Origin of the sequence: Uliginosibacterium sp. 31-16 (genome assembly GCF_030730865.1) — a bacterium.
Classification (GTDB): Bacteria; Pseudomonadota; Gammaproteobacteria; order Burkholderiales; family Rhodocyclaceae; genus Uliginosibacterium.
This window is the reverse complement of the sequence record NZ_JAVALZ010000003.1, coordinates 387,090-413,894: the sequence shown is the minus strand read 5'-3', so window position 1 is coordinate 413,894 and position 26,805 is coordinate 387,090. Positions and strand designations below refer to the sequence as shown.

The 26,805-nt window shown below is 62.4% G+C and carries 22 protein-coding genes; 15 read left to right on the top strand and 7 right to left on the bottom strand.

All coding sequences use genetic code 11. The features are described from left to right. The first annotated feature begins 48 nt into the window (after positions 1-48). The 4 genes from Q9Q94_RS13680 to Q9Q94_RS13665 are packed head-to-tail and all read left to right on the top strand — an operon-like array spanning position 49 to position 5,259. Positions 49-975, top strand: a complete 927-nt coding sequence (locus Q9Q94_RS13680) for a transporter substrate-binding domain-containing protein (RefSeq protein ID WP_305980665.1) — start codon at positions 49-51, stop codon at positions 973-975. After that, positions 972-1,799, top strand: a complete 828-nt coding sequence (locus Q9Q94_RS13675) for a transporter substrate-binding domain-containing protein (protein WP_305980664.1) — start codon at positions 972-974, stop codon at positions 1,797-1,799. Before Q9Q94_RS13680 ends, Q9Q94_RS13675 begins: the two co-directional genes overlap by 4 nt. Continuing rightward, positions 1,796-2,800 carry a TRAP transporter substrate-binding protein gene (locus tag Q9Q94_RS13670; protein WP_305980662.1) on the top strand — a complete coding sequence of 335 codons (1,005 nt, stop codon included), beginning with the start codon at positions 1,796-1,798 and terminating at the stop codon, positions 2,798-2,800. The genes Q9Q94_RS13675 and Q9Q94_RS13670 overlap by 4 nt, the downstream gene beginning before the upstream one ends. Beyond that, positions 2,797-5,259 carry an ATP-binding protein gene (locus tag Q9Q94_RS13665; protein ID WP_305980660.1) on the top strand — a complete coding sequence of 821 codons (2,463 nt, stop codon included), beginning with the start codon at positions 2,797-2,799 and terminating at the stop codon, positions 5,257-5,259. The genes Q9Q94_RS13670 and Q9Q94_RS13665 overlap by 4 nt, the downstream gene beginning before the upstream one ends. Positions 5,260-5,535: 276 nt before the next feature. Here Q9Q94_RS13665 and Q9Q94_RS13660 read toward each other — a convergent pair whose 3' ends face one another. From Q9Q94_RS13660 to Q9Q94_RS13630, 7 genes are all read right to left on the bottom strand, one after another. Beyond that, entirely contained in the window at positions 5,536-6,285 is a 750-nt protein-coding gene (locus Q9Q94_RS13660; RefSeq protein WP_305980658.1) for a flagellar motor protein, read from the bottom strand. Between the two features lie 30 nt (positions 6,286-6,315). Then, positions 6,316-7,068, bottom strand: coding sequence for an RNA polymerase sigma factor FliA (locus Q9Q94_RS13655; protein ID WP_305980656.1), 753 nt, complete (start codon positions 7,066-7,068; stop codon positions 6,316-6,318). 132 nt (positions 7,069-7,200) lie between these two features. Further along, complete coding sequence (locus Q9Q94_RS13650; protein WP_305980655.1) at positions 7,201-8,013, bottom strand: hypothetical protein; 813 nt, start codon at positions 8,011-8,013, stop codon at positions 7,201-7,203. Continuing rightward, the gene (flhF, locus tag Q9Q94_RS13645) at positions 8,013-9,533 is read right to left on the bottom strand and encodes a flagellar biosynthesis protein FlhF (protein ID WP_305980654.1); all 1,521 of its coding nucleotides are present in this window, start codon (positions 9,531-9,533) and stop codon (positions 8,013-8,015) included. The genes Q9Q94_RS13650 and flhF overlap by 1 nt, the downstream gene beginning before the upstream one ends. Before the next feature lie 389 nt (positions 9,534-9,922). After that, positions 9,923-12,025, bottom strand: a complete 2,103-nt coding sequence (gene flhA, locus Q9Q94_RS13640; protein WP_305980652.1) for a flagellar biosynthesis protein FlhA — start codon at positions 12,023-12,025, stop codon at positions 9,923-9,925. Between the two features lie 5 nt (positions 12,026-12,030). Beyond that, on the bottom strand, positions 12,031-13,197 hold the full coding sequence (gene flhB / locus Q9Q94_RS13635; protein ID WP_305980651.1) for a flagellar biosynthesis protein FlhB: 1,167 nt from the start codon (positions 13,195-13,197) through the stop codon (positions 12,031-12,033). Between the two features lie 114 nt (positions 13,198-13,311). After that, the gene (locus Q9Q94_RS13630) at positions 13,312-13,539 is read right to left on the bottom strand and encodes a hypothetical protein (RefSeq protein WP_305980650.1); all 228 of its coding nucleotides are present in this window, start codon (positions 13,537-13,539) and stop codon (positions 13,312-13,314) included. A 355-nt stretch (positions 13,540-13,894) separates the two neighbouring features. Between Q9Q94_RS13630 and Q9Q94_RS13625 the strand changes: the two genes are divergently transcribed. The 11 genes from Q9Q94_RS13625 (at position 13,895) to Q9Q94_RS13575 (ending at position 26,678) form a co-directional block, all read left to right on the top strand. Beyond that, positions 13,895-14,914 carry an Ldh family oxidoreductase gene (locus Q9Q94_RS13625; protein ID WP_305980649.1) on the top strand — a complete coding sequence of 340 codons (1,020 nt, stop codon included), beginning with the start codon at positions 13,895-13,897 and terminating at the stop codon, positions 14,912-14,914. Positions 14,915-15,115: 201 nt separating this feature from the next. Next, the gene (locus Q9Q94_RS13620; RefSeq protein WP_305980648.1) at positions 15,116-15,541 is read left to right on the top strand and encodes a hypothetical protein; all 426 of its coding nucleotides are present in this window, start codon (positions 15,116-15,118) and stop codon (positions 15,539-15,541) included. 98 nt (positions 15,542-15,639) lie between these two features. Continuing rightward, the gene (locus tag Q9Q94_RS13615) at positions 15,640-19,944 is read left to right on the top strand and encodes a DUF2339 domain-containing protein (protein WP_305980647.1); all 4,305 of its coding nucleotides are present in this window, start codon (positions 15,640-15,642) and stop codon (positions 19,942-19,944) included. Positions 19,945-19,958: 14 nt separating this feature from the next. Next, on the top strand, positions 19,959-21,410 hold the full coding sequence (locus tag Q9Q94_RS13610) for a DUF3999 domain-containing protein (protein WP_305980646.1): 1,452 nt from the start codon (positions 19,959-19,961) through the stop codon (positions 21,408-21,410). Between the two features lie 67 nt (positions 21,411-21,477). Further along, a complete protein-coding gene (locus tag Q9Q94_RS13605; RefSeq protein ID WP_305980645.1) occupies positions 21,478-22,539 on the top strand; it encodes a hypothetical protein in 1,062 nt (353 codons plus the stop codon). A gap of 203 nt (positions 22,540-22,742) precedes the next feature. Next, positions 22,743-23,177, top strand: a complete 435-nt coding sequence (locus tag Q9Q94_RS13600) for a hypothetical protein (RefSeq protein WP_305980644.1) — start codon at positions 22,743-22,745, stop codon at positions 23,175-23,177. A 6-nt stretch (positions 23,178-23,183) separates the two neighbouring features. Beyond that, the gene (locus Q9Q94_RS13595; RefSeq protein WP_305980643.1) at positions 23,184-23,951 is read left to right on the top strand and encodes a hypothetical protein; all 768 of its coding nucleotides are present in this window, start codon (positions 23,184-23,186) and stop codon (positions 23,949-23,951) included. A gap of 84 nt (positions 23,952-24,035) precedes the next feature. After that, positions 24,036-24,275: a hypothetical protein gene (locus tag Q9Q94_RS13590; protein WP_305980641.1), complete on the top strand. Its 240-nt coding sequence runs from the start codon at positions 24,036-24,038 to the stop codon at positions 24,273-24,275. Positions 24,276-24,282: 7 nt separating this feature from the next. Beyond that, positions 24,283-24,840 (top strand): DapH/DapD/GlmU-related protein, encoded by a 558-nt coding sequence (locus Q9Q94_RS13585; RefSeq protein ID WP_305980640.1) that lies wholly within the window; start codon positions 24,283-24,285, stop codon positions 24,838-24,840. Between the two features lie 9 nt (positions 24,841-24,849). After that, complete coding sequence (locus tag Q9Q94_RS13580) at positions 24,850-25,368, top strand: DNA-deoxyinosine glycosylase (protein WP_305980925.1); 519 nt, start codon at positions 24,850-24,852, stop codon at positions 25,366-25,368. A gap of 206 nt (positions 25,369-25,574) precedes the next feature. Then, complete coding sequence (locus Q9Q94_RS13575; RefSeq protein WP_305980639.1) at positions 25,575-26,678, top strand: CAP domain-containing protein; 1,104 nt, start codon at positions 25,575-25,577, stop codon at positions 26,676-26,678. The last annotated feature ends 127 nt before the right edge of the window (positions 26,679-26,805 follow it).

The window sequence follows — 26,805 nt, the reverse complement described above, 5'->3', positions numbered from 1 at the left end:
CAATTTCACCGGCGCACCGCACCATCGCATCAGCCCCCGCAGGCAAGCTTGAAACAGTCCACCGCATCAGTGCTGAAGCCAGCCAAATCTTCTGAAAAAACCGCAGACACGCTTCATCCGCCTCGCACCGCCGCGGAACGAGCGGGCATTGAAAGAGTTCGTAGAGTTATCCGCATGCATCCGAGAACAATCCTGCTGACGGGGCTGGCTCTGCTGACAAGCCTGCCAGCCAATGCAGACCAGCTTTCCCGCATCCGTCATGCAGGTACGGTCCGCATTGCGATAGCGGGAGCAGTCCCTCCTTTCAATTTCGAGAATGGCCACAAGGAACTGGTCGGATCGGACGTGGAAACGGCAAACCTGCTGGCTCGGGATCTTGGTGTAAGACTGCAGATCGTGCGCATTACCAATTCGGAACGAATCTCGGTTTTGCAAGAGCAACAGGCCGATTTGGTGGTCTCGGCATTGTCGATCACACCTGAACGCGAACGTCTGATTGCCTTTTCTGTCCCCTACGCACGCATCGCGGTGGTGATCGCAGCACCTCACCCCCACAAGCTGTCCTCAATGCTCGACCTGTCAAACAAGACTATCGGAGCACTTGCTGCCAGTTCCAACCTGGCTCATTTGCGGAAAAACGCCCCAAACAGCAAAGTGGTCGAATACCCCGAAAATGACAAACTGGGGATGGGTTACATATCCAACGAATTTGAAATCATGACGGCCCCGGAAAGCGTGGTGATCAACACCAACCGGATGAACCCGAAACGCCCTTTGATCGTCCAGTTCACCCAGATGGAGTTCGACGTAGCCGTTGGCATGCCCAAGGGCGAAAAGAGTCTGCGTGAATGGGTTAACAACTGGGTCGTCAGCCGCTTGCGCGACAACAGTCTAGGAGAAATTTACCGCAGGCATCATGGTCAAAAATTGCCGGGCACAATCATTCCGCCCACGACTACCGCGGAGGGCAAATGAAGGTTCTGGCGACCGCCCTGATCCGTACTCTGGGACTTGGCTCTCTGCTTTTCTGCCTGTGCGGGGCGGCACAGGCAGATCTTGCCAGCATCCGAAACCAGGGCAGATTACGGGTCGGAATCGCGATTGGCGTTCCCCGCTTCAGCTATCTGGACGCAAAACAGGAGCTGCGCGGTTCGGATGTCGATACGGCAGGGATATTGGCACGTGATCTGGGCGTAAGACTGGAGATCGTCCGCACCAGCAATGCCGGTCGGCTCAAAACCCTTGAAACCGGCAGCGCTGATATCGTGATCTCGAGTCTTTCGATCACTCCGGAACGCGAGAGGATAATCAGCTTTTCACCGCCATATGCCAAACTCTTTACCGTTGTCGCCGCGCACCCCTCGCTGAAGATAACTGGCTACGCCGATCTGGCAAATCTGCGAATCGGCGTCACACGCCTGACATCCAATGCAGCACAGATAGAGCAGCATGCGCCAGATGCCATAATGGTGCCGTTTGACGACGATGCCTTGCTCATCAAGGCTGCTGTTGCAGGCAAGCTGGATCTGCTCTCCAGTCAGCAGGCCGTCATCGACGAAATAAACCGTCAAGGGGCAAACCCTCCATTCGAGGAGAAGTTTGTGCAAAAAGAGTTTGAGCTGGCCATTGGCATCCCCAGATCCGAGAAAGCCTTGCGAGCGTGGATCAGCGACTGGGTTGTCGAAAATCTGCGCAACGGACGGCTCAATGACATTTACCGCAGATATCACGGACGTGATTTGCCGCCCGAGCTGCGGCCCAACGCAAAACCACGTCAGGCAGAAAGGGGAAACCCATGACCAGAGGCACAAGAATCCTGATCGGGATGGTCACAATACTGGCACTGCTGGCAGGCAACGCGGGAGCCATCGATACGACGGATGGAATGCGCACCTTGCGCTCAGCGGATGTACATCCGGACGATTATCCGACAGTACAGGCCGTGCAATTCATGAATCAGCAGATTCAGAAAACGTCCGGTCGCAAGCTGGGCATCCGCGTCTTCTCCTCTGGTCTGCTTGGCGACGAAGGCCCCTTGCTGCAACTCGTGCAATCAGGCGAGCTGGACATGAACCGGGTCAGCATTCAGGCGCTGGACTCGATAGCTCCACTCAGCCGGGTATTCTCCCTGCCCTATCTGTTCCGCGACACCGAGCATCTGCACAAGGTACTGGATGGCCCGATTGGTCAGGAAGTACTCGACTCGCTCGCCAGCAAGGGACTGATCGGTCTGGCTTATTACGACGCAGGCATCCGGAGTATTTACACGGTAAAGAAGCCGATTCTGAAACTCGAAGACATGAAAGATCTGAACATCCGCGTACAACCCTCTGAAATGTCACTCATGGTCTTTGATCTGCTCGGGGCACGCCCGGTGCGCCTGCCATTTGCCCAGACCGCGCGGGCACTGAACAATGATCTGGTCGAGGCCGCAGAAAACAATCTGCCCTCCTACAGCAGCACCGAGCATTACAAATACGCCCCGATTTTCAGTCTGACCCGCCACACCATGTCGCCCGAGGTGCTGGTAATGTCAAAAATTTCCTGGGACAAACTCTCCCAGTCCGAGCAGGTAATGCTGCGCAAGGCGGCCCGTGAATCCGTCGCTGTCATGCGCGACATGTGGCAGCAGCGCGAAGAGCGCGTAGAGGCCACACTCAAACTGGCAGGCGTGAAATTCAATGAATTGCCCAAGGAGCAGATAGCCCGATTCACCGCCGCGGTTCAGCCTGTCTATGCCCGATATGCGAGCGACCCACAGCAGCAAAACCTGATCAAGAGGATCCGGGCCATTAAATGATCCGTCCGTCGGCAACCCTCCTGCTGGAGCGCATTCATGACTGGCTCAACGCCACCTCGATCCAGCAGCGCCTGCGCTACCTGACCCTGCTGAACGTAGCCGGGCTGATCCTGCTGCTGACACTGAGCCTGCTCGCCAGCACCCTCAAAGACAGCTACTTTGAATCCATCGAGGGTTTGAACCTGCAGCAACGTCAACTGCAGCACTTCAACACCGAAACAGCGCGCCTGCAGGTTGCCATCCAGAACTATCTGACCTCCTCGGATGAAGCATTGCAGCAACAGATCGACAAGGCGACCGAGCAGCTCTTCCTGGAATTCTCGCAACTGGACAAATCCAGGAACGAATACAGCGAAAACCTGCTGATGCTGCGTCAGTCCCTGCAAAACTTCATCACCGGCTACCGGGAGCTCAAACAGCTCAATCAGGACATCGACAAGATCTACCAGAATGAATTGATCGAACCCAGCCGGCATGCAGCCGAACTTCTGGCCGTGGTGATCAGCGCCACCAGTCAGAAGAAAGGCCAGACGCTGCTGGGCCCTGCCTCGGTCGTCGCTGTCAATGCCTTCATCGACTCACTGCTGAAGATGAATGCCTACTATGCCAAACGCGAAACCACCATCAGCCTGAGTACCCGGGGATCGCTGGAGCGCGTGGCCCAGCTCGCCCCATTGCTCGAAACGCTCGCCCCCAGTGAATTTGAACGCAAGGCACTGAAAAACCTGCAAAAACAGGTCCACACCATGATTTCGGGCCTGGGCAGCCTGCAGCGAAACTATGCCATCCGCAACCAGATCATGGAAACCCGGATCGAGGCCAGCCAGCAAGCCATTTCAAATGCGGCAGCAAATCTCGATAAACGCTATGCCGAAATAGAAGGCACTTTGCGCAGCCGCTATCTGCAGCGGCTGACATTGATCAACACGTTCGCCGTCGTGACCAGCCTGTTGATCGTAGCGGTCACTTTCATGTTTGGCGCACTGGTGTTCAATTCCATCCAGACCCCGCTGACCGAGCTGCTGCGCACCGTGGAAGCGTTCTCTTCGGGTAATTTCGAACATCCGGTACCTGAAGTCGGCAACAACGAACTGGGACAGCTTGCCGGCGGCCTGAAGGACTTTCGCCTCAGTGCCATGCAGCGCACCCTGGCCGAGCACGCCCTGCGCGACAGCGAGGGACGCTTCCGGGCGCTTTCGGACATGTCCAGCGATTTTTTCTGGGAGCAGAACGAGTTGCTGCAGTACACCGCCTTCTCCGGTCAGCGAGCCGGTGAATTGCTGGCACGCAATGTCCTGATGCTGGGGTTGCGGGCCTGGGAAAACCCGCGCAACCTGGGCTACGAAGAAGCCTGGGAACAACACCGGAAGACAGCCGAAGCCCACCAGCCATTCCGCGATTTCGAACTCGCCCTGCAAATGCCGGATGGACGACTTTTGCACCTGCTGGCCAGCGGCGACCCGGTTTTTGGTTTGAACGGAGAATTCACCGGCTACCGTGGCACCGCCAAGGACATCTCGGCACAGAAAGCCATCGAAGCCGAAATTCGTCAGCTCAATCAGACCCTGGAGCAACGTGTCGTTGAGCGCACCACTGCTTTGCGCCAGTCCAACGATCAGTTATCGCAGGCCATGGAGCAATTGGTGCAAAGCGAAAAGCTCGCCTCTCTGGGCAATCTGGTTGCCGGCGTGGCACATGAGTTGAACACCCCGCTGGGCAATGCTTTGGTGGCTTCCACCTCCCTGCGTGATCAGGTCCGCGACATGAATCGTGCCATCGACGCCGGCAGCTTGCGAAAATCCGACCTGACCGAATTCATGCAGATCTGTGAAGAGGGCTGTCTGCTGATCGAACGCAATGCCTATCGCGCCGTCACGCTGGTAGGCAACTTCAAGCAGGTCGCAGTCGATCAGACCAGTGCCCAGCGCCGCGAATTCGACCTGTTGCAAACGGTGCAGGAAGTTGTCGCCACGCTCAGCCCGACCCTGCGCAAACAGCAGCACAGCCTGAGCATCGACATCCCCGAGAACATCGTTCTGAACAGTTATCCGGGGCCCCTGGATCAGGTCATCACCAACATCGTCACCAATGCCACGGTGCATGCCTTCGAGCCGGGCCAGGCCGGAGGTCTGCTGATTTCAGCCAGCCGCCTGGGTGACAAGGATGTCGTGCTCATGCTCTCCGACAATGGCTCGGGCATCCCGATCGAAAAGCAAGGACGGGTGTTCGATCCGTTTTTCACCACCCGCCTGGGTCAGGGTGGCAGCGGGCTGGGCTTGTACATTGTCTACAACATCATCACCAGCCTGCTGGGCGGCCACATCCAGCTGGTCAGTTCCCCGGGCGCGGGCACCTGCTTCATCATCCACCTCCCGCTGGAAGCACCGCACACGGATGACAGCGCCGCCAACGTACACGGCAGCCCACAGCTGCTGCCGGCATCCAGCAATATCCAGTAATTACCAGGTCAATTCGCTTGCTGCGGGGTTCTTAAAGAGAGCCTGATCCGTGCGCGGATGAGCGGATGAATCCGCCCTTGCTGTCATCACCGGTGCACGCCTTGCGGGCACGATCAGCCAATGCACACCAGAGCCTGCTCCAGGAGCCGCACAGGAGAAGGCTCTTCAGGCGGCAGCCCTGCCCACACGGATGGAGCGGACCTCTTCAGCCCCTGCACCGCGAGAACGAATACCCACGCGGGTCTTCAGGGGTGGTCGAAAAAGAGTGGCCTGTACTCAGCGAGGACCGAGAATGTAGCTCTCCAGCCGACTCTCGATGAGGCGTGGATTATCGCCACGCGCGATTCCGATCAAGCCGTCCACCAGCATCTCGCGCACCGATACGAGATGGCTCAGGGTTACCTGCAGCTTTTTGGCCATCGGCAGGAAAACCAGATTGGCCGACCCGACCCCATAGATCGTTGCCACGAAAGCCACGGCAATCCCGGCGCCCAGCTTTGAGGGTTCGGAAAGATTCTCCATCACGTGAATCAGGCCCATCACCGCGCCAATGATCCCGATGGTGGGAGCATAGCCCCCAGCAGCCTCCCACACTTTGCTGGCCTGCTTCATGTCTGCTTCCCAGATGCTGATCTCGACCTCCAGCACATCGCGGATGCGCTCGGGCTCCAGCCCATCAACCAGCAACTGCAGCCCCTTGCGTACGAAAGGGTCAGACTGCGCGTCGATACGGGCCTCCAGCGCCAGCAAGCCCTCCCGACGTGCGATCCCGCTCCAGACCACCACCTCGGCGATGAGATCCGGAATGTGTGGCACGGGAGGCTTGAACACCCATGCGGCCATCTGCATGCCCTGCTTGAAGATCCGCCAGGGAGTCTGCAGCATCACCGCACCGGTCGTGCCGCCCAAAACGATCAGGAGAGCTGTGGGCTGCACCAGCGAACCGAGATGCCCACCTTCCAGGATCTGACCAAGAATGATCGCCAGCAAACCGACAAGCAGACCAATGATGCTGATGATATCCATCCAGCGTTTCCCCCGGGAAAGCTTGCTGCGTCAGGCGGCGCTGGCGCGCTGAGGACGACGGCGCGCCGCCTCGCGGCCGCCCGAAATGCGCGAACGCAGACGCGCGATGGCCTGGCTGTGAAGCTGGCACACACGCGACTCGGATACTCCCAGAACCTCACCGATTTCGCGCAAGTTCATGTCTTCCTCGTAGTAGAGACCCATCACCATTTTTTCGCGATCGGGCAGATCGTCAATGGCCAGAATCAGGATATTGCGCATGTTCTGATCCTCCAGCAGGGAGAGCGGATCGGCAGAATCCCCTACCATGTGCCGCTCAAGGAAATCATCGTCCTCGTCGTCGCCGAAATCCTCGAAATACACCAGTTGATAACCGCGGGCTTCCTGCAGCATCTTCTGGTATTCCGGCAGTTCCATGCCCAGCACATCGGCCAGTTCGCGCTCGGTCGGCTGACGGCCATGCAGCTGTTCAAGGGTATGCACGGCGCCTTCAATGCGCCGCATTTCACGGCGCAGGCTGCGCGGCAGCCAGTCGTTCTCGCGCAGCCCATCAAGCATGGCACCGCGAATGCGCTGTACTGCATAAGTCTCGAACTGTGCCCCCAGCCCTTCCTCATAGCGCGTAATCGCGTCGAGCAGACCGAGCATGCCGTTCTGGATGATGTCCTCCACCTGCACGCTGGCCGGCAACTTGGCCATCAGGTGATAGGCAATCCGCTTGACCAGCGGCGCGTAGCGCGTGATGAGCTGGTTTTTATCGAGGGTTCCAGCCGCGTTATACATCGTGATCTCTCTTCTTGTTCCGGGCTGCGGTCTGCCTGGAGTGGCAAGCACTCAAGGCGCTGGTTTCATTGTCACGCTGCAGTGTGCCACCAGACCGTCAAACAGACAGCTCCGGCGGGCTCTATTCCAACTCTAGGGCAGACTCATCCGCACGTGCGCAGGAGTGCCCGGAAATCGGGCTTCAAAAGGTTTAACGGCAGGGGGACGACAAGTCTGAAGGATTCTTTGCAAAAAATAACGTGTGGTCAGCTCGCCCATGCCGTGCCGCAACAGCAGGGCTTCGCCCAGACTGCCGGCCTGTTCGACCCGCCGGCCCAGACGCTGGGCGGCAAGCTGACAGAATCTGTCCAGTGTAGCTCTGGCCCGTGCATCATGCTCGCCGGCGTGACACAGCACGAAACTCATCTCTGGCGCCTCGCGTACCAGACGCGCGAGGCTGGCCCAGGCTGCGGTCACCGACTGCGGATGCGCATCTACCACCAAAGTCAGACGCGGCGCAGCCAGAACCAGCGGCGACAGTCCCTCCATTTCACCCGGCTGCGCCAGCAGCAACCATTCGTCACAGCCTGCCTGCAGGCTTTGCAGCAGATTCACGGTTCGCTGATTGGTGACCCGTTCGGCACCCAGTTCGCGCACCAGCTGGCCGACTTGTGCCAGCTGCAAACCCGGCATGACATCCTGTACGCACTGCGCTTCGCCGATCTGTCCGGTCACCGCCTGCAGCAGATCGAAACGCGGCGAAACGCCAAGGCAATCAGCCAGATTGCCACAAGCCTGCCGCTCATCCAAGGCCAGCACCTGCCGGCCGGCCCGCGCCCGGGCCTGCGCCTGGAGCGCCACCCAACGTGTCGTCACCGCTCCGCACGGCAGCACAGCCATGACTTCCGGCGGTGCCGTGCGGAACAGGCGGCGCAGTCCGTCCGCCTGATCCATCTGTTTCTTCATCAGCGTGCTCCCCGCATGGCTGTTCTGGCTCCTGTCTGCTGGCCTGCCATGAGCATGCAAGCCTCTGCCGAATCCAGCTTGAAGGCCGAATCGGCGCCCACTTCACGCAAGGCGCGATGAATCAGGTATGTGCGATTGGGCAGATGCAGATCTTCCGGCACCCGCTGCCCGTTGGCCACGTAAAACACCTGCAATTCGCGACGCAACGCCACATCCAGTACCGGCGCCAGCGATGCCGCCTCATCCACCTTGCTCAGGATGCACCCCGCAAGATCCGGGCCATCATAGGCGCGCACCACATCATCCAGCGTATCGCCGCGCGCCGTGGCGTTCAGCACCAGCAGGCGACGCACCACGCCGGCCGCCGTCAGCATCGAGGATTGTTCCAGCACCATGCGGTCACGCTGGCTCATGCCCACCGTGTCGATCAGCACCATGTGCTTGTTGCGCAGATCCTGCAGCGTCTGGCGCAGATCGGCCGCGTCGCGCACCACATGCACGGTCACACCGAGGATGCGGCCATAGATTCTCAGCTGTTCATGCGCACCTATCCGGTAGCCATCGGTCGTGATCAGAGCCAGCTTGTCGGCGCCATGGCGCACGACGCATCGTGCCGCAAGTTTGGCGGCCGTTGTCGTTTTGCCCACGCCGGTAGGCCCCACCAGCGCGTAGACGCCGCCGCGTTCGATAATGTCCGCATCGCTGTCAACGAGCTTGAGCTGACGGTCCAGACGGTTCTTGACGGCGCTGCGCGCATCAGCCGGCGTCAGATCGCCTGCCAGCTCGTCGGTCAGGCTGCGTGCCAGCTGGGCCGAAAAACCCGCTTCCAGCAGCTCGCTCATCATCTGGGTTCGTGCTGGCGCATTGCGCGAAATCTCGCTCCAGGCAAACCCCGCCAGCTGGCGCTCCAGCATGCCCTTGATCGAGCCGAGTTCATCGGCCAGACGCGCATTGGAATTCTCCAGAGCCTGAATCTGCGCATCACGTTCGATCTGCGCAACTGGCATGGCCAAGCGCGAGGACTCCGGCTTGCGCACCTGTGGCGCAGCAACCTGGGCCGGCTCCTGCGGATACGGCTCGCCATTGGGCAGCACGCGCGGCGGGTTGAACGCGCGCACATTCATCTGACTGCCGGCCGCCTCCTGCGCTGGGCGAGCATCCAGCCGCTGTTCGAACTGCGGTGTCGGGCGAGCCCGTGCGGGCAGGCTCTGCTGGGTCTCGCGCGCCATGCGGGCAATGTGCTGGCCAAGCGTTACCGTGAAGTCATCTTCGTCAGCGGCAGCCGGTGTGGCCGGCCGCACTGCGGGCGCCGGGCGCTGAACCGGCGCCGGCTTGACTTCGCGTGCCTCACGCACGGTCGCAGTCAGCTCACCCATCTGGTCGGACGGGATTGCCACAATCTCGACACCCCCATCGACCGCACGGTTGGAGAGCACCACCGCATCCGGGCCGAGCTCCGCCTTGACCGCTGCGAGAGCTTCGCGTGCTGTTTTGCCGACATACCGATTGACCTTGACCATGATGAATACCCCGCTCCGAACCCTGCACCGGAAGCTCATCCATACGAGCCTTCCACGACTGCATTATTCGCTGTCCGCGGGCACTCGAAGCGAGGGAACAACAGGGGAAAAATACGGCAATTCGGCAAGAGTTTCCGGCAACTTCTGCCGCGCCCGGCAAGGCTGTAGGAGACTGTCTTACTCGGGGCATCAAGTGCCGGATTTTGGGTGCAAAGTGCGTCAGGCGGGTATCTGAAGCGCCGCACCTGTCCGGGCTCTTCGGCACACCTGCCTCAAGACCCGCTGCGGACAAGCCTCTCCAGCATACCTGCCTGAAGAAGTCCGCCAGATGCGGCTCTCCGGACGGCCTTTTGCGCCCTGCTGCGCCCGGAATTGCCGCCTCAGCCGGATCAGCCCCCCACCACCGCCGCCACCCGGATCGTACGACTCTCCGGCACCTCGGAATGGGCGATGACCTTGAGCGTGGGAACAGCCCGGCGCAGGAAGCGGGCAAGCAGCCAGCGCAGGTGATTCGGCACCAGCAGCACCGGCGGCAGACCCAGGTCTTCCTGATGCTGCGATGCCGTAGCGGTTTCGCGCAGCAGGGAATCCGCCAGGCCCGGTTCGATCACCCCGCCATCGCCGCCACCGCTGGCAATGGCTTGCGACAGGACACGCTCCAGGCTCGGATCCAGCGCAATGACGTCGATCTCTGCCGCGCCCGGGAACAGCCCCTGCACGATGGCCCGTCCCAGCCCCATGCGCACACGGGAAGCCAGTTCGACCGGATCTTGCGTGCGGGGCGCGTGCTCGGCCAGGGTTTCGACGATGCTGCGCATGTCGCGGATGTTGATGCCCTCTTCCAGCAGGTATTGCAGCACGCGCTGCAATACATGGAGAGGCAGCACCTTGGGCACCAGATCGTCGACCAGCTTGGGCGAATCCTTGGCAATATGGTCGAGCAGCGCCTGGGTTTCCTGCCGCCCGAGCAGATCGGCGGCGTGGCTCATGATCACGTGGTTCAGGTGGGTGGCAATCACCGTACTGGCGTCCACCACGGTATAGCCGAGCACATGCGCCTGTTCGCGCCGGCTGTTGTCCACCCAGATCGCGGGCAGGCCGAAGGCCGGGTCTTTGGTCTGGGTACCCGGCAAGGGGCCGGAAACCCGTCCCGGATTGATCGCCATGAACTGCCCCGGATAGGCTTCGCCGGTACCGATCTCGACCCCCTTCAGGGTGATGCGATAGTTGTTCGGGCGCAGCTCCAGGTTGTCGCGGATGTGTACCGGCGAAGCCAGAAAACCGATGTCCTGGGCGAACTTCTTGCGCAGGCCGCGGATGCGCTTGAGCAATTCGCCATCCTGCCCCTTGTCCACCATCGGAATCAGGCGATAGCCCACTTCCAGCCCCAGCACATCGACCGGCGTCACATCCGCCCAGCTGGCTTCCAGACTCTCCACCGCCTGCGTCACCTGCGCGGCAGCCGGCAGCGCAGCCTCTTCCTCGACGGGTTGCTCGGCCTTCTTCTTCATCCGCCATGCACCCCAGCCCAGCAAGCCGGCAAGCAGCAAGAACACGAAATTCGGCATGCCGGGGATCATCCCCATGACAGCCAGAATCGCCGCGGTCAGGAGCATCACGGTCGGGTTGTTGAAGAGCTGATTGACGAACTGCCCGCCAACATCCCCGCCTTCGTCGCCCACGCGGGAGACCACCATGCCGGCCGCCACCGAGATGATCAGCGAGGGCAGCTGCGCGACCAGACCATCACCAATGGCCAGCAGGGTATACACGGTTGAAGCACGCTGAAAATCCATGTCGTGCTGGATCACACCGACGATCAGGCCACCGACGATATTGATGACCATGATCAGGATGCCAGCCACCGCATCACCGCGCACGAACTTCGAGGCACCGTCCATGGCGCCGTAGAAATCGGCCTCCTGCGACACTTCGGCGCGGCGACGCTTGGCTTCCTTGTCGTCGATCAGGCCGGCATTCAGATCCGCATCAATGGCCATCTGCTTGCCCGGCATGGCGTCCAGAGTGAATCGTGCACCCACTTCGGCGATGCGCCCGGCGCCTTTCGTGATCACCACGAAGTTGATCACGGTCAGGATGATGAAGACCACGATACCGACCGCCGTGTTGCCGCCCACCAGGAAATGACCGAAGGCTTCGATCACCTTGCCCGCCGCGTCGGCGCCGGAGTGCCCATGCAGCAGCACCACCCGGGTCGAAGCCACGTTCAGTGACAGCCGCAACAGGGTGGTAACCAGCAGCACCGTCGGGAAGACCGAGAAGTCCAGCGGCTTGCGCGTATACATTGCGACCAGCATGACCATCATCGACAGCGCGATGTTGAACGTGAACGCCACGTCAAGCACGAAGGCTGGCAGCGGCAGCACCATCATCATCAGAACCAGCAGCAGCAGGATCGGAGCGGCGAGCTGGCGGATGTTCTTCGGCGAGAACAGGTGTTGAAGTTCGATCAGGTTCTGGTTGGTAGCCATGATGATTAGTGCCTGCTCAAGTCTGGTTCAGCCGCCGCCGGAGCCCCCGGGTCCATGCCTTCGGGCACCGGCAGATCGTTCGGTACTTCAGGCGGCAAGCCACCTTCGCTCATGAAATGGTTCAACTGGTACACGTAGGCCATCACCTCGGCCACCGCCGTGTAGAGCGCGGCCGGAATCTGGTCGCCTTCCTTGGTATGGTGGAACAGCGCACGAGCCAGTGGCGGCGCCTCCAGCAGCGGCACATTGTGCTCGGCAGCCAGTTCGCGGATCACCTGAGCGACCAGATCGGCTCCCTTGGCAACCACCGTCGGCGCGCCCATGCTGCCGGCTTCATACTTGAGCGCCACGGCATAGTGGGTCGGGTTGGTCACCACCACATCTGCCTTGGGCACGGCCGCCATCATCCGGCGGCGGGCAATCTCGCGCTGTTTGGCACGAATCCGCCCCTTGATCTGCGGATCGCCCTCCTGCTCCTTGTTTTCCTGCTTGAGCTCTTCCTTGGTCATCTTGAGCTTGTCGTAGTACTGCCAGAGCTGGAAAGGCACATCGATTCCAGCCACCAGTGCCAGACTGGCCACAACGCTCAGGCTGGCCACCAGCAGCATGTGACCGAACTGAGCCATCCCGACTTCCAGCGAGGAGCTCATCAAGGCCAGAATCTCGTCGCGCCGGCTCCACACTACCCAGGCCCCGACCGCCCCGACCAGTGCCGACTTCAGGAACCCCTTCACCAGCTCTGCCATGCCATGCAGGGAAATCATCCGCTTGAGCCCGCTGGCCGGATTCATCCGGGAGAAATTGAGTTCAAAAGCCTTGGTCGAGAAAACCAGTCCGCCCAGCAATGCCGGTGAAGCCACGGCAGCTATCAGCATCACCACGAAAAACGGCGTCAGGGTGATCAAGGCCCCGGTGCTGATGCGCGTCAAGGTTTCATACATGGCATCCTGATTGAAGGCCTGAGCATGCCCGAAGGACAAACCATCACGCATCAGGCTGCTCATGCGCGCACTCATCCAGCGTGCACTCACCCACATCACCAGCACACCGACGATCAGGACCAGAAAAGTCGACAGCTCACGGGATTGCGGGACCTGCCCCTCCTCGCGCGCCTGATCTATTCGGCGCTGCGACGCGGGTTCTGTCTTTTCGAGATCGCTTTCCTCAGCCATGGGATGCCTCTAGGGGATGGAGGCATTATTTGCCGGAACGGCAAAGCTTGCCGCCCGGAACAGGCATGAAAAAGCCACGCTATTTGCGTGGCTGGGTGATATGCGGCGTGCGATTCAGGAGCGCAAAGCGTGGAACAGGACTTCAGCCTCGGCGTCATCCAGCTCATGGCTGCGTACGGCGTGCGGGTCCGCTGCGGCCCGACTGCCCAGATCGATGATGTTCTGCAGCGCTTCGATGCACGACTCTCCGTCTTGCACACCGAGCCGAGCCTGCTCGAACAGGGTATTGATGGCCAGCAACTGCAACTGACGCGTGTTCAGTTCAATCGAAACCGCATTCATCTTTCGCCCCCGGATGTTCTGCGCCGGAAATATGATTTTATGAATTCGTGCGGCCAGTACAAGCCTGAAATAGCTGGCAAAAAGGGCACGCTCCGCTGCCATGCACGCATTTGCCGGAGACATGACAACAGCCTCTGGTCTGCCGCTGCAACAAAAGGGCCGCTCAACGCGGCCCAAACAGGATTTGCTTCGTGTGGAAGTGAGAACCTGTAGAAGATGTAACGGCCATTCCGGCTCGCCCTTGAGCTCCCCATCGGGTACGTAGGCCCGCGTAGGCATTCCCCCGGAGAGGCCCCCGACAGCAGCGGGTATACACTGATCCGGTCAAGCTATGACCACATCCGGAGAACCTGTCATGAGTGAAATCGTTCGCATTGCCTACGCCGAATTGAGCCGCAAGGTTGCCACCGCTCTCGAAGCGGCCGGCGTGCCTGCCGTGATCGCCGCACTGGAAGCTGAAGTCATGGCCGAAGCCGACCTCACCGGCGTGCCCTCGCATGGCGTGCGCATGCTGCCCCCCTTGCTCGCCGCCCTGAAAGACGGTCGGGTCACAGCAGCACCAGACATCCGCCTCAAACGCGAATTCGGTGCCACCAGCCTGCTGGATGGCGACAACGGCCCGGGCCGCACGACATCCTGCCACGCCATGAACGATGCAGTCGCCCGCGCCCGCCAGTTCGGTATCGGCGCCTGCCTGGCGATGCACACCACCCACTGGGGCCGCGCCCATGCCTACGCTTACCGCGCCGCACAACAAGGCATGATCGGCATCTGCACCACCAATGCCATGCCCACCATGGCCGTCTGGGGCGGCACCGGCAAGATCATCGGCAACAATCCGCTGGCCATCAGCATTCCGCGTGCAGAGACCCAGGCCCCGCTGGTGCTGGACATGGCCATGAGCCAGGCCGCCGTCGGCAAGGTCGGCACCTGGCTGCGCGAAGGCCGCGAAGTCCCGCAAGGCTGGGGGCTGGATGCCAGCGGTCAGCCCAGCACCGATGCCAAGGCGATCCTGGGTGGCGCCGTGCTGCCTTTTGGGGGTCACAAGGGCGCCGGCCTCGCCCTGATGATGGAACTGCTCACCGCAGCGCTGGCGGGCGGCGCCTTCGGCAACGAGATCATTGCCGGCGATCGCAGCGGACTCGATCCGGACTCCTGCAAGCTCTTCATCGCCCTGAACCCTGCCGCCTTTGGCGGGACCGACGTTTTTGAAGCGCGCGTTGCCGACTACCTCGCCTACCTTGGTCAGGACGCCGCGCCTTTCACCTGGCCGGGCGAACGCGGCTGGACCGAGCGCGACGAAAACCTCGTTCAGGGCGTACCGCTGCACACCGAAATCGTTGCCCAGCTGGCTGCTGTCGGCGTGGTCATCTAAAGCATTCTGCAAACCCGCGCCCGGCGGGCCTTTCCAGCCACCCTGCCCGCCCGGCAGCATCAGATATGGCCGGGCGCGGTGGCATGCCGCACAGCGCCATTGCATGCGGCTCGCCAGAGGGGGTGAATTGCACCGGAAGCGAGCCTGCAGGTATGCTGTGCCACGCGCTTCGCATTGGCGCCAGCTCCCGGACAAGGAAAAATGACTTTTCGCGTACACGGCACAGTGGCAGTCAGGGAAGAGGGGCAGATCCTCATCAGCCAGATCGTTGGCCCCTGGAATGCGGAATTGATCGGCGAATACCAGAAAGCGATGGCCGCCCATGTCCCGGCACTGGCCGCACGCGGTCCCTGGGGGCTGATCATCGAGATCAGCGGTGCCGCCCTGTGCCCGCCGGACGCCATCGAGCGCATCCGTATCGGCGCGCGCGAACATGCCCGGAACTGGCAGCGCGCGTGCACCTGCTACGTGATCGGTCCGGAAGTTGAGGGCTATCGCATCACCGACCGGGTCTGGCGCGAGATCTACGCGGGCGTGATGCCCTTTGAAATCGTCCAGACCAGCGAAGCCGCACTGCGCTGGACACGTCAGCAGCTCGCCGAACTGAGCGCACCACCACAAGGCTAGCCCCCAGCAGGCACCGCCTCGTTCCTTCCATCCGCCCTGCCGCAAGCCTGCCGCGCTGCTCTGTTACCATCGCGTGACATCATGACGGGGGAGTGAGCGTGGAAGGACTGATCCTGTTGGCAATCCTGCTGAGTGCGGGATATCTGCTCGTATTACCCATCCTCACCCTGATCGCCTGGTCGCGCAGCGGGGAACACAGCAACCAGATCGACAAGCTGCGCAAGGCCCTGAAGGATGCCGAGGCCCGCGCCAGCAGTCTGGAAACCCGCCTGGGCGCGCTGCAAGCCAGCGTGAAAACGCTGAACGAGCGGCGCGAGACCGAGGCGCCACAGCCCTTCAGCGCGCCCGCCGGGCCGGCCAGCAGCGCCGCCACGGTCGTTGCGCAGCAAGCTCCAGCGGCCCAGCCGGAAGCCGCTCAGAGCACACCGGCCCAGCCCTTGCAGCGCCCTGCCGAGCCGACATTCACCACCCTGCGTACCAGCATTGCGCATGTCGACAGTCCCCTGCCCGAGGCCATGCAGGCATCCCTACCGGTGGACGACACCCCGCTGCAGATCCAGGACAACGTGCCCGCACTCGACGCAGCGCCTGTCCCCTGGGGGGAAGCCATCCTGCCGGAAGCGCTCGCTCCGGTCGCAACCTCCGGCCAGCCTGCCTGGACACCGGTAAGCAGCACGACAGAACCGGATTTTGCACAGATTCTGCCGCTGGACGCACCCGCCAGCCCAACACCCCTGCCTGCAGAGCCGCATCCAGAAACGGTCTCCAGCACGCCTGCCGCACAAACCAGGCCGGACGCCGTTGTGCAGCCTCCCATCCCGCAGAGGCCCGCTGCACGCCCCTCTCCAGCCCGCCGCCCTCCGCAGCCACGCGTTCCCGCCGAGCCGTCGCTCATCGAGCGCGGGTTCAATGCGGCGAAAGACTGGCTCTTTGGCGGCAACACCATCGTGCGCGTCGGCATGCTGCTGGTTTTCCTCGGCCTGGCCTTCCTGCTGCGCTACGCCTCCGAGCGCGTGGTGATTCCACTCGAATTGCGCTATCTGGGCGTGGCGGCCACCTCGCTGGTCGCGCTGGCACTGGGCTGGAAATTACGCTTCAAGCGCCAGGCCTATGCACTGCTAATGCAGGGCGGCGCGGTGGCGGTGATGTATCTCACCGTGTTTGCGGCGCTCAAGCTGCATGATCAGCCGCTGCTCTCCACCGAAGTCGGCTTTGCCCTGCTGGTCGCCGTGGTGGCACTGTCCGGCCTGCTCGCGGTGATGCAGGATTCCCTGTCGCTCGCCGTGGCGGGCGCACTGGGCGGTTTTGCCACGCCGGTTCTGGTGTCGACCGGTGGCGGCAACCACGTTGCGTTGTTCACGTATTTCGCCCTGCTCAACTGCGGCATCCTCGGCATCGCCTGGTTCAAGGCCTGGCGTCCGCTGAACCTGATCGGCTTCTTCGGCACCTTCCTGATCGGTCTGGCCTGGGGGCTGCGCAGCTACGATCCGGCCCTGCATTTCGGCAATACCGAGCCTTTCCTGATCCTGTTCTTCCTGATGTTCGTCACCATCGGCCTGCTCTTCGCACGCCGCGTGCTGCTGGATGATCCGGACACGCCCAGCGGTCGCGATACGGCGGAATGGACCGCCTGGCTGGCGCAGAAAGGTCACGCCGCACAGCGCTACGTGGACGGAACAATCCTGTTCGGCACGCCCATCGTCGCCTTCGGCCTGCAAGTCGGCCTGATCCGGCATATCGAATACGGCACGGCGTTCAGCGCGCTGGCGCTGGGCGGTTTCTATCTGCTGCTGGCGCGACTGGCTCACGGTGCAAATCCGCTGCGCCATCGCCTGCTCACCGAAATCTTCCTTGCGCTCGGCATGATCTTCGCCTCGCTGGCGATTCCGCTGGGGCTGGACGCGCAATGGACCTCTGCCGCCTGGGCCGTTGAAGCCGCCGGCATCTACTGGATCGGCCACCGCCAGCAACGCCCCTTCGCACGCGCCTTCGCCTTGCTGCTGCAGGCCGGCGCCATCATTGCCTTCCTGCAGAAACTAGATGTCGGGCAGGACACGCTGCTGAGCGGATCGGCACTCGGCGCGCTGATGCTAGGGCTGTCGCTGCTCTCCAACATGCTGGTGCTGAACGCAGCCCGCGCCAAGGGCGATACGGAATCCTGGGATAGCGGTCTGGGCTTGCTGTTTGCCACAGCAGGCTTGTGGAGCCTGTACCTGATTGCCCCCCTGATGCGGCTGGCCGAGGGCTGCGCCATCATCTGGGGCATCGCCGGGTTCGCCACGGTCTTCGTTGCAACCCGCTTCCGGCCACCGGCCTGGCTGGCCAATGGCGTAGGCATACTGCTGCTGTCCCTCCTCGCCTTCGGCGGCACCCTCGGAGTGAATCACAGCTGGGAATTGCCGGAGCCCACGACCTTGCTGTACGGCAAACCGCTTGTGGCGCTCCTGCTGGGCGTGGTGATGCTGGCCTGCGCCCTGCTGGTGCGGTTTGAACGGCAGGACAGCAAGGCCGGCACCAGCAGCCTGCAGCCGCTGTTCAGCACGCTGGGGCTGTGGCTCCTCTATCTGATCGCACCGCTCACCTGGCTGGCGGATACGACAGCCGCCGTCTGGGCCATCGCCGGCATGCTCACGGTCTTCATCGGCCTGCGTCTGAAGGCACGCGGCTGGCTCACCAATGCGCTGCTGCTGCAACTGGCGACGGGCCTGCTGTTCCTCAACAACATGGATCGGGCGGCCGAAGGCAGTGTGCTGATGCTGGCCAGCTCCGGCTGGAAGGGGCTGGTCATCGCTTCGCTGATCGGGCTGGCTTCGCTGGTCAGCCTGGGCGCGGCCATCCGTGAGGCCCGCAAAGCCAATGACCCGGCGCAGGTCGCGCGTCTCGCCTGGGCCATGCTCTTCGGTCTGGGCTTCATCGCCCTGGCGGTGCTCTTCGTACTGCCCTGGCAGACCGCCACCGCAGTATGGGCGGCTTGCGGCTTCGTGCTGATGTGGGCCGCCATGCGCCTGAAGCTGAAGCAGGCCTTCTGGTTCGCGCTGGCGCTGGAAGTCATCGCCGGCGCTGCCTTCCTCAAGGCCAACAGCGCGGTGTTCTTCCTCTTCGGCCACCTGCCGCCACCCGAAGGCACGACGCCCTTCGCCCACGCCGGTTTCTGGACGCCAATCGTCATTGCGCTGGCCGCTTTCGCCGTGGCCTGGCGACTGCACGCCTGGGCGCGCTCGCCAGCGGCCACCGATGCGGATGCCTTGCAGATCGATGGCGACTGGATCAGCTTCCCGGCGCTGCTGTGGTCCGCCTGCTGGTGGGCGTTCGGCTGGTGGATGGAGCTGCGCTGGCAGGCCGGCAACGATCAGGTGCTGGCGCATCAGTTCCTCGCGGTGATGGCGGCATCTGTCCTGCTGCTCCTGCCGATTGCCGGAAAATGGCGCTGGGCGCGGCTCGCTGGCCTGTGCGGCCTGCTGCTGCCGCTGGCGGGTGCCGTCGCCGCCTTCGATTACAGCGCCGACGCGAACCTGCTCGGCGAGTCTGGCTGGGTGGCATTCGGTCTCGCACTCATCGCCGGTTTCGGTCTGCTGCGCGTCAGCAAGAATCTGCTCGCCAGCAGCAGTGACAAGCTCCTGCACCTCGTCAATACCTGGGTCTGGCTGGGTGTGGCCGCACTGGAGCTGCGCTACCTCTTCCTCAGCCTGGGCGAACCCGGCAGCACCTGGCGCTGGCTGGGCTGGACGCTGCCGCTGGCGGCCTGGCTGCTGTGGAACGCACGCAAAGCACCGCCCAGGCTGTGGCCGGCAGCGGCCCATCCGCAGATCTACCGTTTCAGCAGCACCCTGCCCGTGCTCGTCATCCTGCTGGCATGGCTGCTGATGGTCAATCTGCAATCCACCGGCAACGCCGCGCCGCTGCCTTTCATTCCGCTGATCAATCCGCTGGAAATTGCCTTGCTGCTGGTGCTCTTCGCCGGCTGGCAGTGGGTTGGGCAACTGCGCACGCAAGATCCGGCCCTTGTCGCCTGGCAGCCCCTGCATGCGCCGCTGCAGGTCGCGCTGCTGGCAGGCGGCTTCCTCACCTATACCTGCGTGGTACTGCGCGCAGCGCATCACTTCGCCGGGGTGGCGTGGAACAACGATGCCCTGCTGCATTCGATGACCGTACAGGCCAGCCTGTCGGTAGCCTGGGCCTTGCTCGCGCTGGGCCTGATGATCAGTGGCCACCGCCGCGCACGGCGCGCCGTGTGGGTCAGCGGCGCGGTGCTGGTCGCGGTGGTCGTCGCCAAACTGTTCTTCGTGGAGCTGTCGAACCACGGCGGGCTGGAACGCATCATCTCCTTCATCGGCGTGGGCGTGCTGCTGCTGGTGGTGGGCTACTTCGCGCCGCTGCCACCGAGCAAGGAAGAAAACCAATGATCCGGAGTCACGCCATGCCCATTTTCAAGCATCTGGCCAGCTGCGCTGCCGCCCTGCTTTCGCTGAGCGCAATGGCGCAGGAAAAGCCCGCACAGTTCGCCACCCATCTGCCGATCCGTACCGAAGCGGCTGCGCCCTACTACCGCCTGAGCGTGCCGCTGGCGGCTTATCTGGCTTCCGCGCATGGCGACCTGCGCGATCTGCGCGTCTTCAACGCGGCTGGCCAGCCCGTGCCGTATGCGCGGCTGGCCGCCAGCGGGAGTACCGAGGAGCAGGTGAAGAAACAATCCCTGCGCTGGTTTCCATTGCTGGCCCGCGAAGACGCGCACACCGCAACAGTCTCCGACGATGGAGCCCTGAATCTCACGCTGCGTCAGGGTCCGGACGGCACCCTTGTGCAGATCAATTCCCGGAGCGGTTCTGCAGGCAAGCAGCCTGCACAGCAAGGCGGGACGCGGCTCTCCGGCTATGTGCTGGACGCAAGCCAGATCAGTGACCGGCAGGCCGTGCGGGCGCTGGAGCTGGACTGGAACAAGGCCGGCGGCGATTTCCAGCTGCTTGATGTGGAGTCCAGCGACGATCTGCAGCACTGGCAGCGTCTGGCCAGGCACGTGCAGCTGGCCCGGCTGGACTACAACGGCGCGCGCATCGAGAACCGGCGCATCGAACTGAATGGCTTCCGTGACCGCTACCTGCGCCTGCTCTGGCGTGAGCCCGCCGCCGCGCCGCAGCTCGCCAGCGCCACCCTGGAGCAAAGCAGCTCGCGCTACCTGGCCGCCCCGCTGGCCTGGTCTGCGCCACTGGCAGCGAGCCCGGGCGGGAGCGACCTGAAGCCCGGCGAATACCGTTTCCGCCTGCCCCATCCTCTGCCCCTGACGAAATTGCGCCTCACCCTGCCACCGGGCAATCAACTCCTGCCGGTGGAAATCCTCGCCCCGGGGCGCGAGCGCCGTTACTGGAACAGTCTCGCCAGCACGGTGGTCTATCGCATCAGCAACAAGGGCCGGGAGTGGAGCAACAGCGAGATCCCCCTGCCCGCTTACGCGCTGCAGGAATTCGTGCTGCGCGTCGACCCGCGCCTGAACCCGCTCGCGGAAGGCCCGCAGCTGAGCTTCGCCGTGCAGCCTGCGCAACTGGTGTTCCTCGCCAGCGGTGAAGGCCCCTACACACTGGCCGTCGGCAACAAGGAAGCGAAAGACGCCGCCCTGGGCGCCGCCACGCTGGTGCCCGGTTTCGGCAAGCCGGACAGCCCGGAAATCGTCTCCGCCAGCGTCCTCGAGGATGCTGCGAAGAACGGCGCCCAGAGCGCGTCTTCAGGCAGCACATCAAGCGTCGCGCAGACCGCCGACGGCGAGCGCGACTGGAAGAAGATCGCCTTGTGGGGCGTGCTGGTGCTGGGCGTACTGGGCATGGTGGCAATGGCCTGGCAGCTGCTGCGGCAGATGAATCAACCGGCAGAAAAATGAGCTTGCAGTCCATACGTACGATCACCCATATAGCGGCCACGCGATAAGCAGAGAAGTCCGTAACGCCATGCTGCTTCTCGCTATTCCCGCCTGGTTCTTAATGGATTTTCTGGCTTACGGGCTGATCGCGACGCCGCTGGGCTGGTCAACGGAGCTCACCAGGCTCTGCCATTACGGCCTGACGCTGTACGTCCTCCTCACCTGCAAGTTTTTCCTTGAATCCATCGATGAGAAGCGTCCCGAAGATCCCTCGAAGGCGCGCAGCAGGATCATCTCGAAAATAATGTGGTCTGCGCTGAGCGGCCTGACGGTCATTTCCATTGGCATCAACATCGTGGATCGTTTCGGGCGCGCCGAAGAGCACTTTTTTGTTCGCGTCACGGGAGACTGGAATACAGCCCGACAGGATTTAGGACCGGACGCCGGGGACCTCCCCTACGATGCGCAACCGATGTCCTATTCATGCAAGGGAATCGAGTTTGCAGACCTGGCGACCGGCAAGCTTGTGCGTGCCTCCATCCCGTCCTGTCAATGGAACCGGAAGCTGTTTGAACTGAGAGACAACCGGGGAACGCGACACGTCGAGTGCCCTCAGGATCCTGCCATGCCCTGCAACGGCGAAGTGGCACGTGTTACCCTGAACTCAGGCCTCTTCGGACGGCACAAACTCGTCTCGCTGGACTGGATCGCGGTGAAAAACACGCCGCCCGAGGTGATGAGCCAAGCCCTGAAACAGATGAGCACCCAGGCGGTCGTCAGCAATAGTCGTGAATCCTTTCGTTCGCCCGACACTGCGCTTCGTAGCGCTGCGCAGGAAACCCCGGGCAGCCCGGCACTTCCCCAGAACATCCCGATGTCGCAATTGCCCGAAGCCGAACTGCAGGCATTGCTCAACGCCCTGGCACACCAGCCCGGATCCGGCCTTCGGCAGTACGAACAACAACACCCGGAACACAAGGAAACGGTGCAACGGGCGATCGAACACGAGAAGGCACGGCGCAAGAAGGAAGCCGACGAGACGCTTCGCTCCGCCCAGGACACCTATCAGCGCCGCTGCTCCCGGGAAAATTCGCAGAGCGAGTTTTGTACGAGCCTGAGCGGATGGATCCGCGACTCGTTTCCGGACTGAACACGCCAGACATCGCTAATGAGCCAGCCCCCGCGCAGACAATCCGTTCCGACGCGCTACCTAACAAGGCAGGCAATTTCTCAGAAAATGATTCAAACCGCTCGTCCCCCAAGGTCTGCCCAAGGGCACGTCAGCGCAGCATTGCGCGGACGAGGCGCTTATCCTCGCAAGCTTTTCTGCCTCTCTCCCCAACCGGAATTCCCATGAAAAAACTCTTCCTCCTCGCCAGTCTGTGCATCACCGCGCTGGCCCATGCAGCAGATCGCCCCGAAGTGGGCCGCTATGTGAAAGCCTACAGTGGTGAAGAAGGCGTCAAGGTCTTCGTTCTGCGCCTGGGCGCTCCGGAGAAAGCCGAAGCGCTGGTGCAGATTGCAGGCATCGACCATCCGTTGGATGGCGTGATCCAGAAAGCACGCGTCGACGCCGGAGACCGGGACGGCACCCGCAGCTATACGACAACGCGCAACGGCCGCGATTACATGCTGCTGCGCCTTGATCGCGACAGCGGCACGGTATATCTGCCCAACCAACCCAACACGCTGCGCGAACCCCGGGTGAAATACGATGGCGCGCTGAGCCAGCATGCCGCTCCGGAGCCCATGCTGACGGAGTGGCTGCAGCAGTCGGAAAAGAAATAGGCACGCGTGACACGCATCTCGACCTCATGCGCATCGGCCTCCCTGATTCTGGCTGTCCTGTCAGGGCAGCCGGCATTCGCCGCGGCGCCCGCTGCGCCGCGTGCGGTATTGCTCAAGCCCGCCCCCAAAGGCAAGCCTGCACCCGAGGCCATTGCGCAACTCTGTGCGAGCCTGCCGGAGCCATGTGATCCGGCGCAGTTGAGCGCCTTCGTGCCTTCCCGCCCGATGCCTGTGGACCTGTATCTGATCGACGAAAGCAAGCCCGCGCTGCTCGCGGCAAAGTTCGGTCCGACGGGTGCGCTGCAATTGCAGTTCCGGCAGGATTTCGGTCAGCCGGACGGGGTTGAAGAGAGCACCGAAACAGCCGCGGGCTGGGCCGATGAGGGGCCACGGCGGATCTTTCCGGCGCTTTACCCGGTCAGCCCCACGCAATGGGCCGTGGCGCTGCTCAGCCGGCGCAGCGAGATGTATTCGGGCGGCGGCGCAAGCTTCGAGCGCGCCGACTTCATCCCCCTGGGGACAGATGCCGCACTGCACGCCGGCATTCCCTTCAGCTGCAACAAGATGATCCGGGCGTGCTTTTCAGAAGCCGATTACCGCAGCGGGCGGCCGTGTCATGACGAGTATTCCGGTCGGCTCTCGATCCGCTATCAGACCCGGCCGGGCCAGGCGGATTACCGCTGGCAATTCTTCTGGCATGCGGATGGCGACAGACGCGGCAAACGCTTCAAGTCTGCGGACGAAGCCGGTTTCTGTGGTGGCGATCAGGGCTGAATCACGCCATGGGGATGACAGCGCCGCTGGATGACCGCAGAATGCAGGCGGCACTGAAGCCTGCAACCCGGCACGGGAGACACCATGGCAAACGAGGAACTGAGCAAACTGTCCGGCGGAATGATTTCCTACCGCTATGTATTGGACGAAGACAGTACGGTTGCCCGGGAAGTCTTCGCACTGGCCGAAGTGCCGGCGCCGTACCGGCAGCGTTTCCGGGAAGAAATCGAACACGCAGACTGGATCGTGGAATACGGCCGCACTCTGCCCGAAGCGCCGTTCAAGGCCGATTTCGTCCTCTGCACCTGCGACGCAGCCATCTGATCTCAGCATGCCATCCCTGATTCTCGGCCTCTTTCGCCGCCTGTTCCGCCGTCTGAGCGGCCGCGACCCGCTCGCCACGCTGGTCCGCCGCGGCCTCGTTGTCGGCCGCAATTTCTACATGCAGGATGGCTGCGTGATCGACGCCTGCCATTGCTGGCACATCACGATTGGTGACGATGTGACGCTGGGCCCGAACGTGACCATCCTCGCGCACGACGCCAGCACCAAACGCGCGCTGGGCTACGTGCGCCTGGGCAAGGTGGCGATCGGCCACCGGGTGTTCATTGGCGCAGACAGCATCGTGCTGCCAGGCGTGAAAATCGGGAGCGACGTAATCATCGGCGCTGGCAGCGTCGTCACCGCCGACATCCCGGCCGGCAGCCTGGCAGCCGGCAATCCGGCACGCGTGCTCGGCACGACAGCCGACTATCTCGCGCGTCAGCAGGCACTGCTGGCGAGCAGTCCGTGCTTCGGCGAGGCTTATACCCTGCGCGCAAATGTCTCTGCCTCGCGGAAGAACGAGATGAACGCGAAGATGGGCGACGGCCCCGGCTTCATCGTCTGAACCCGCGTGATGCGCGTCTGCAGTTTCCCTCCGCTTGCGGCGCCCAATGCACGCATCCTGATCCTCGGCAGCATGCCCGGCGTGGCCTCGCTGCAGGCGCAACGCTACTACGCTCATCCGCACAACCGGTTCTGGCCGATCATGGGTGAAGCGCTGGGATTCGATCCGGCAGCGCCTTATGCCGAACGCTGCACACACCTTGTCGCTGCAGGCGTCGCCGTATGGGATGTGCTGCAAAGCTGCGTGCGTCCCGGCAGTCTGGATGCCGACATTGATGCGACCAGCGTACTGATCAACGATTTCACTGATTTCTTCGCTGCGCATCCGCAGATCCGGCGCGTGTGTTTCAACGGCGGCACGGCCGAATCCCTGTTCCGTCGTCACGTTCGCCCGCCTCTCGCGTCGGGCCCTGTCGATTTCCTGCGCCTGCCTTCGACCAGCCCTGCTCACGCCGGCATGCGTCCGGCTGAAAAACTCGCAGCCTGGAAAGCTGCGCTGGACGGTGGGCTGCTCCTGCCCTCCAATTGAAACACCGCCTTGCGGCAGGTCTTTGTCAAACCAGCCATCGCATCCTGCCCTGACCGGCCTGACAGCACCCGATGGTCAGGAAGATCGACCACACACGCTTATCCGTTCGTCGCCCAATCAGTCATCGCAGACCAGCGGCAAGTACGTCGCTCACTTGAAGGCGGGCTGCACAATGCGCAGCACTTATCCAATCAATGAATCTCATCATGCGCCCGACCCCCTCCTGGCATCACCATCGTCTTGCACCCACCATGACCGCACTCTGCGCGACCCTTATGCTTGCAGCCTGCGGCGGCGGAGGGGGGGGTGGTTCGGGCAGCAATGACTCAGGTAACGGTACCGCGAGTTCCAGTTCATCGTCAGGTTCGGGTTCATCCTCGGGTCAGGGCAGCTCGTCCTCATCGTCGAGTTCTTCTTCGAGTTCAAGCTCCGGCGGTTCATCCTCCTCGTCCAGCTCTTCTTCCGGTGCAGGCGGCAACAGTCTGTACTCCAGCCTGCCGAATATCTCCAGCTGCATCACCGGGCAGTTGAAAGACGCTGAGCGCACCTCGGTTCTGGCCAAACTCAACGCCATCCGCGCCCGCCATGGTCTGCCTGCGGTCAGTTATGACGCGAGCGACGATGGTGCTGCCGCCGAAGCGGCGCTGTATATGGCCGCCAACCAGACCCTGACCCACGCACCTGACAGCACCGGCAAGTGCTACTCCGCGAATGCCTATCGCCTGGCCAGCACCAGCAACCTGCACATGACCTGGGGCAGCGGCAGCACCGAAAGCACGCCCAGTGCGAATGCCATCGTCGGCTATCTGATCGACAGCGGCGTTGCCTCGCTGGGTCACCGCCGCTGGGTACTGAATCCCTATCTAGGCAAGACCACTTATGGCCGCGTGGATGGTCAGCCGAACGGCAGCACCTATTACATGGCTTCGGCCATGAAGGCCCAGAATGGCGTCAGCAGCGTCAGCATGAGCAATGATTTCGTGGCCTACCCCTACGGTACCTACCCGAGCAGCGAGTTTTCCGCGAGCTGGTTCCTGTCCTTCTCGGCCATGCCCAGCAAAACCAATGTGTGGGCCAATGGCGCCAGCCAGGTCAGCTATGCCAACGCCAGCGTCACCGTGTCCAATGGCAGCGGACAAAGCCTCGCCATCTCCGAGCAGTCTGCCAACTACGAAGGCTACGGCCTGCCCAATCACCTGCAATGGAAAGTCGCCGGCCTGACGGCCAACACCGATTACAGCGTGACGATCAGCAACGTGGTGGTGGGTGGCAGCTCGCGAACATATCAGTACACTTTCCGCCTGCAATAAGCACGACACCGGGTCAGGGCACGAACACACGTTCGTCCCTGACCCGATACTTACTCCCTGTATGATCAGCATCAGGTTGTCAAAGCAGATCCGGGCGGGGGGAATTGAGCAACAGGCCTTGCTCACA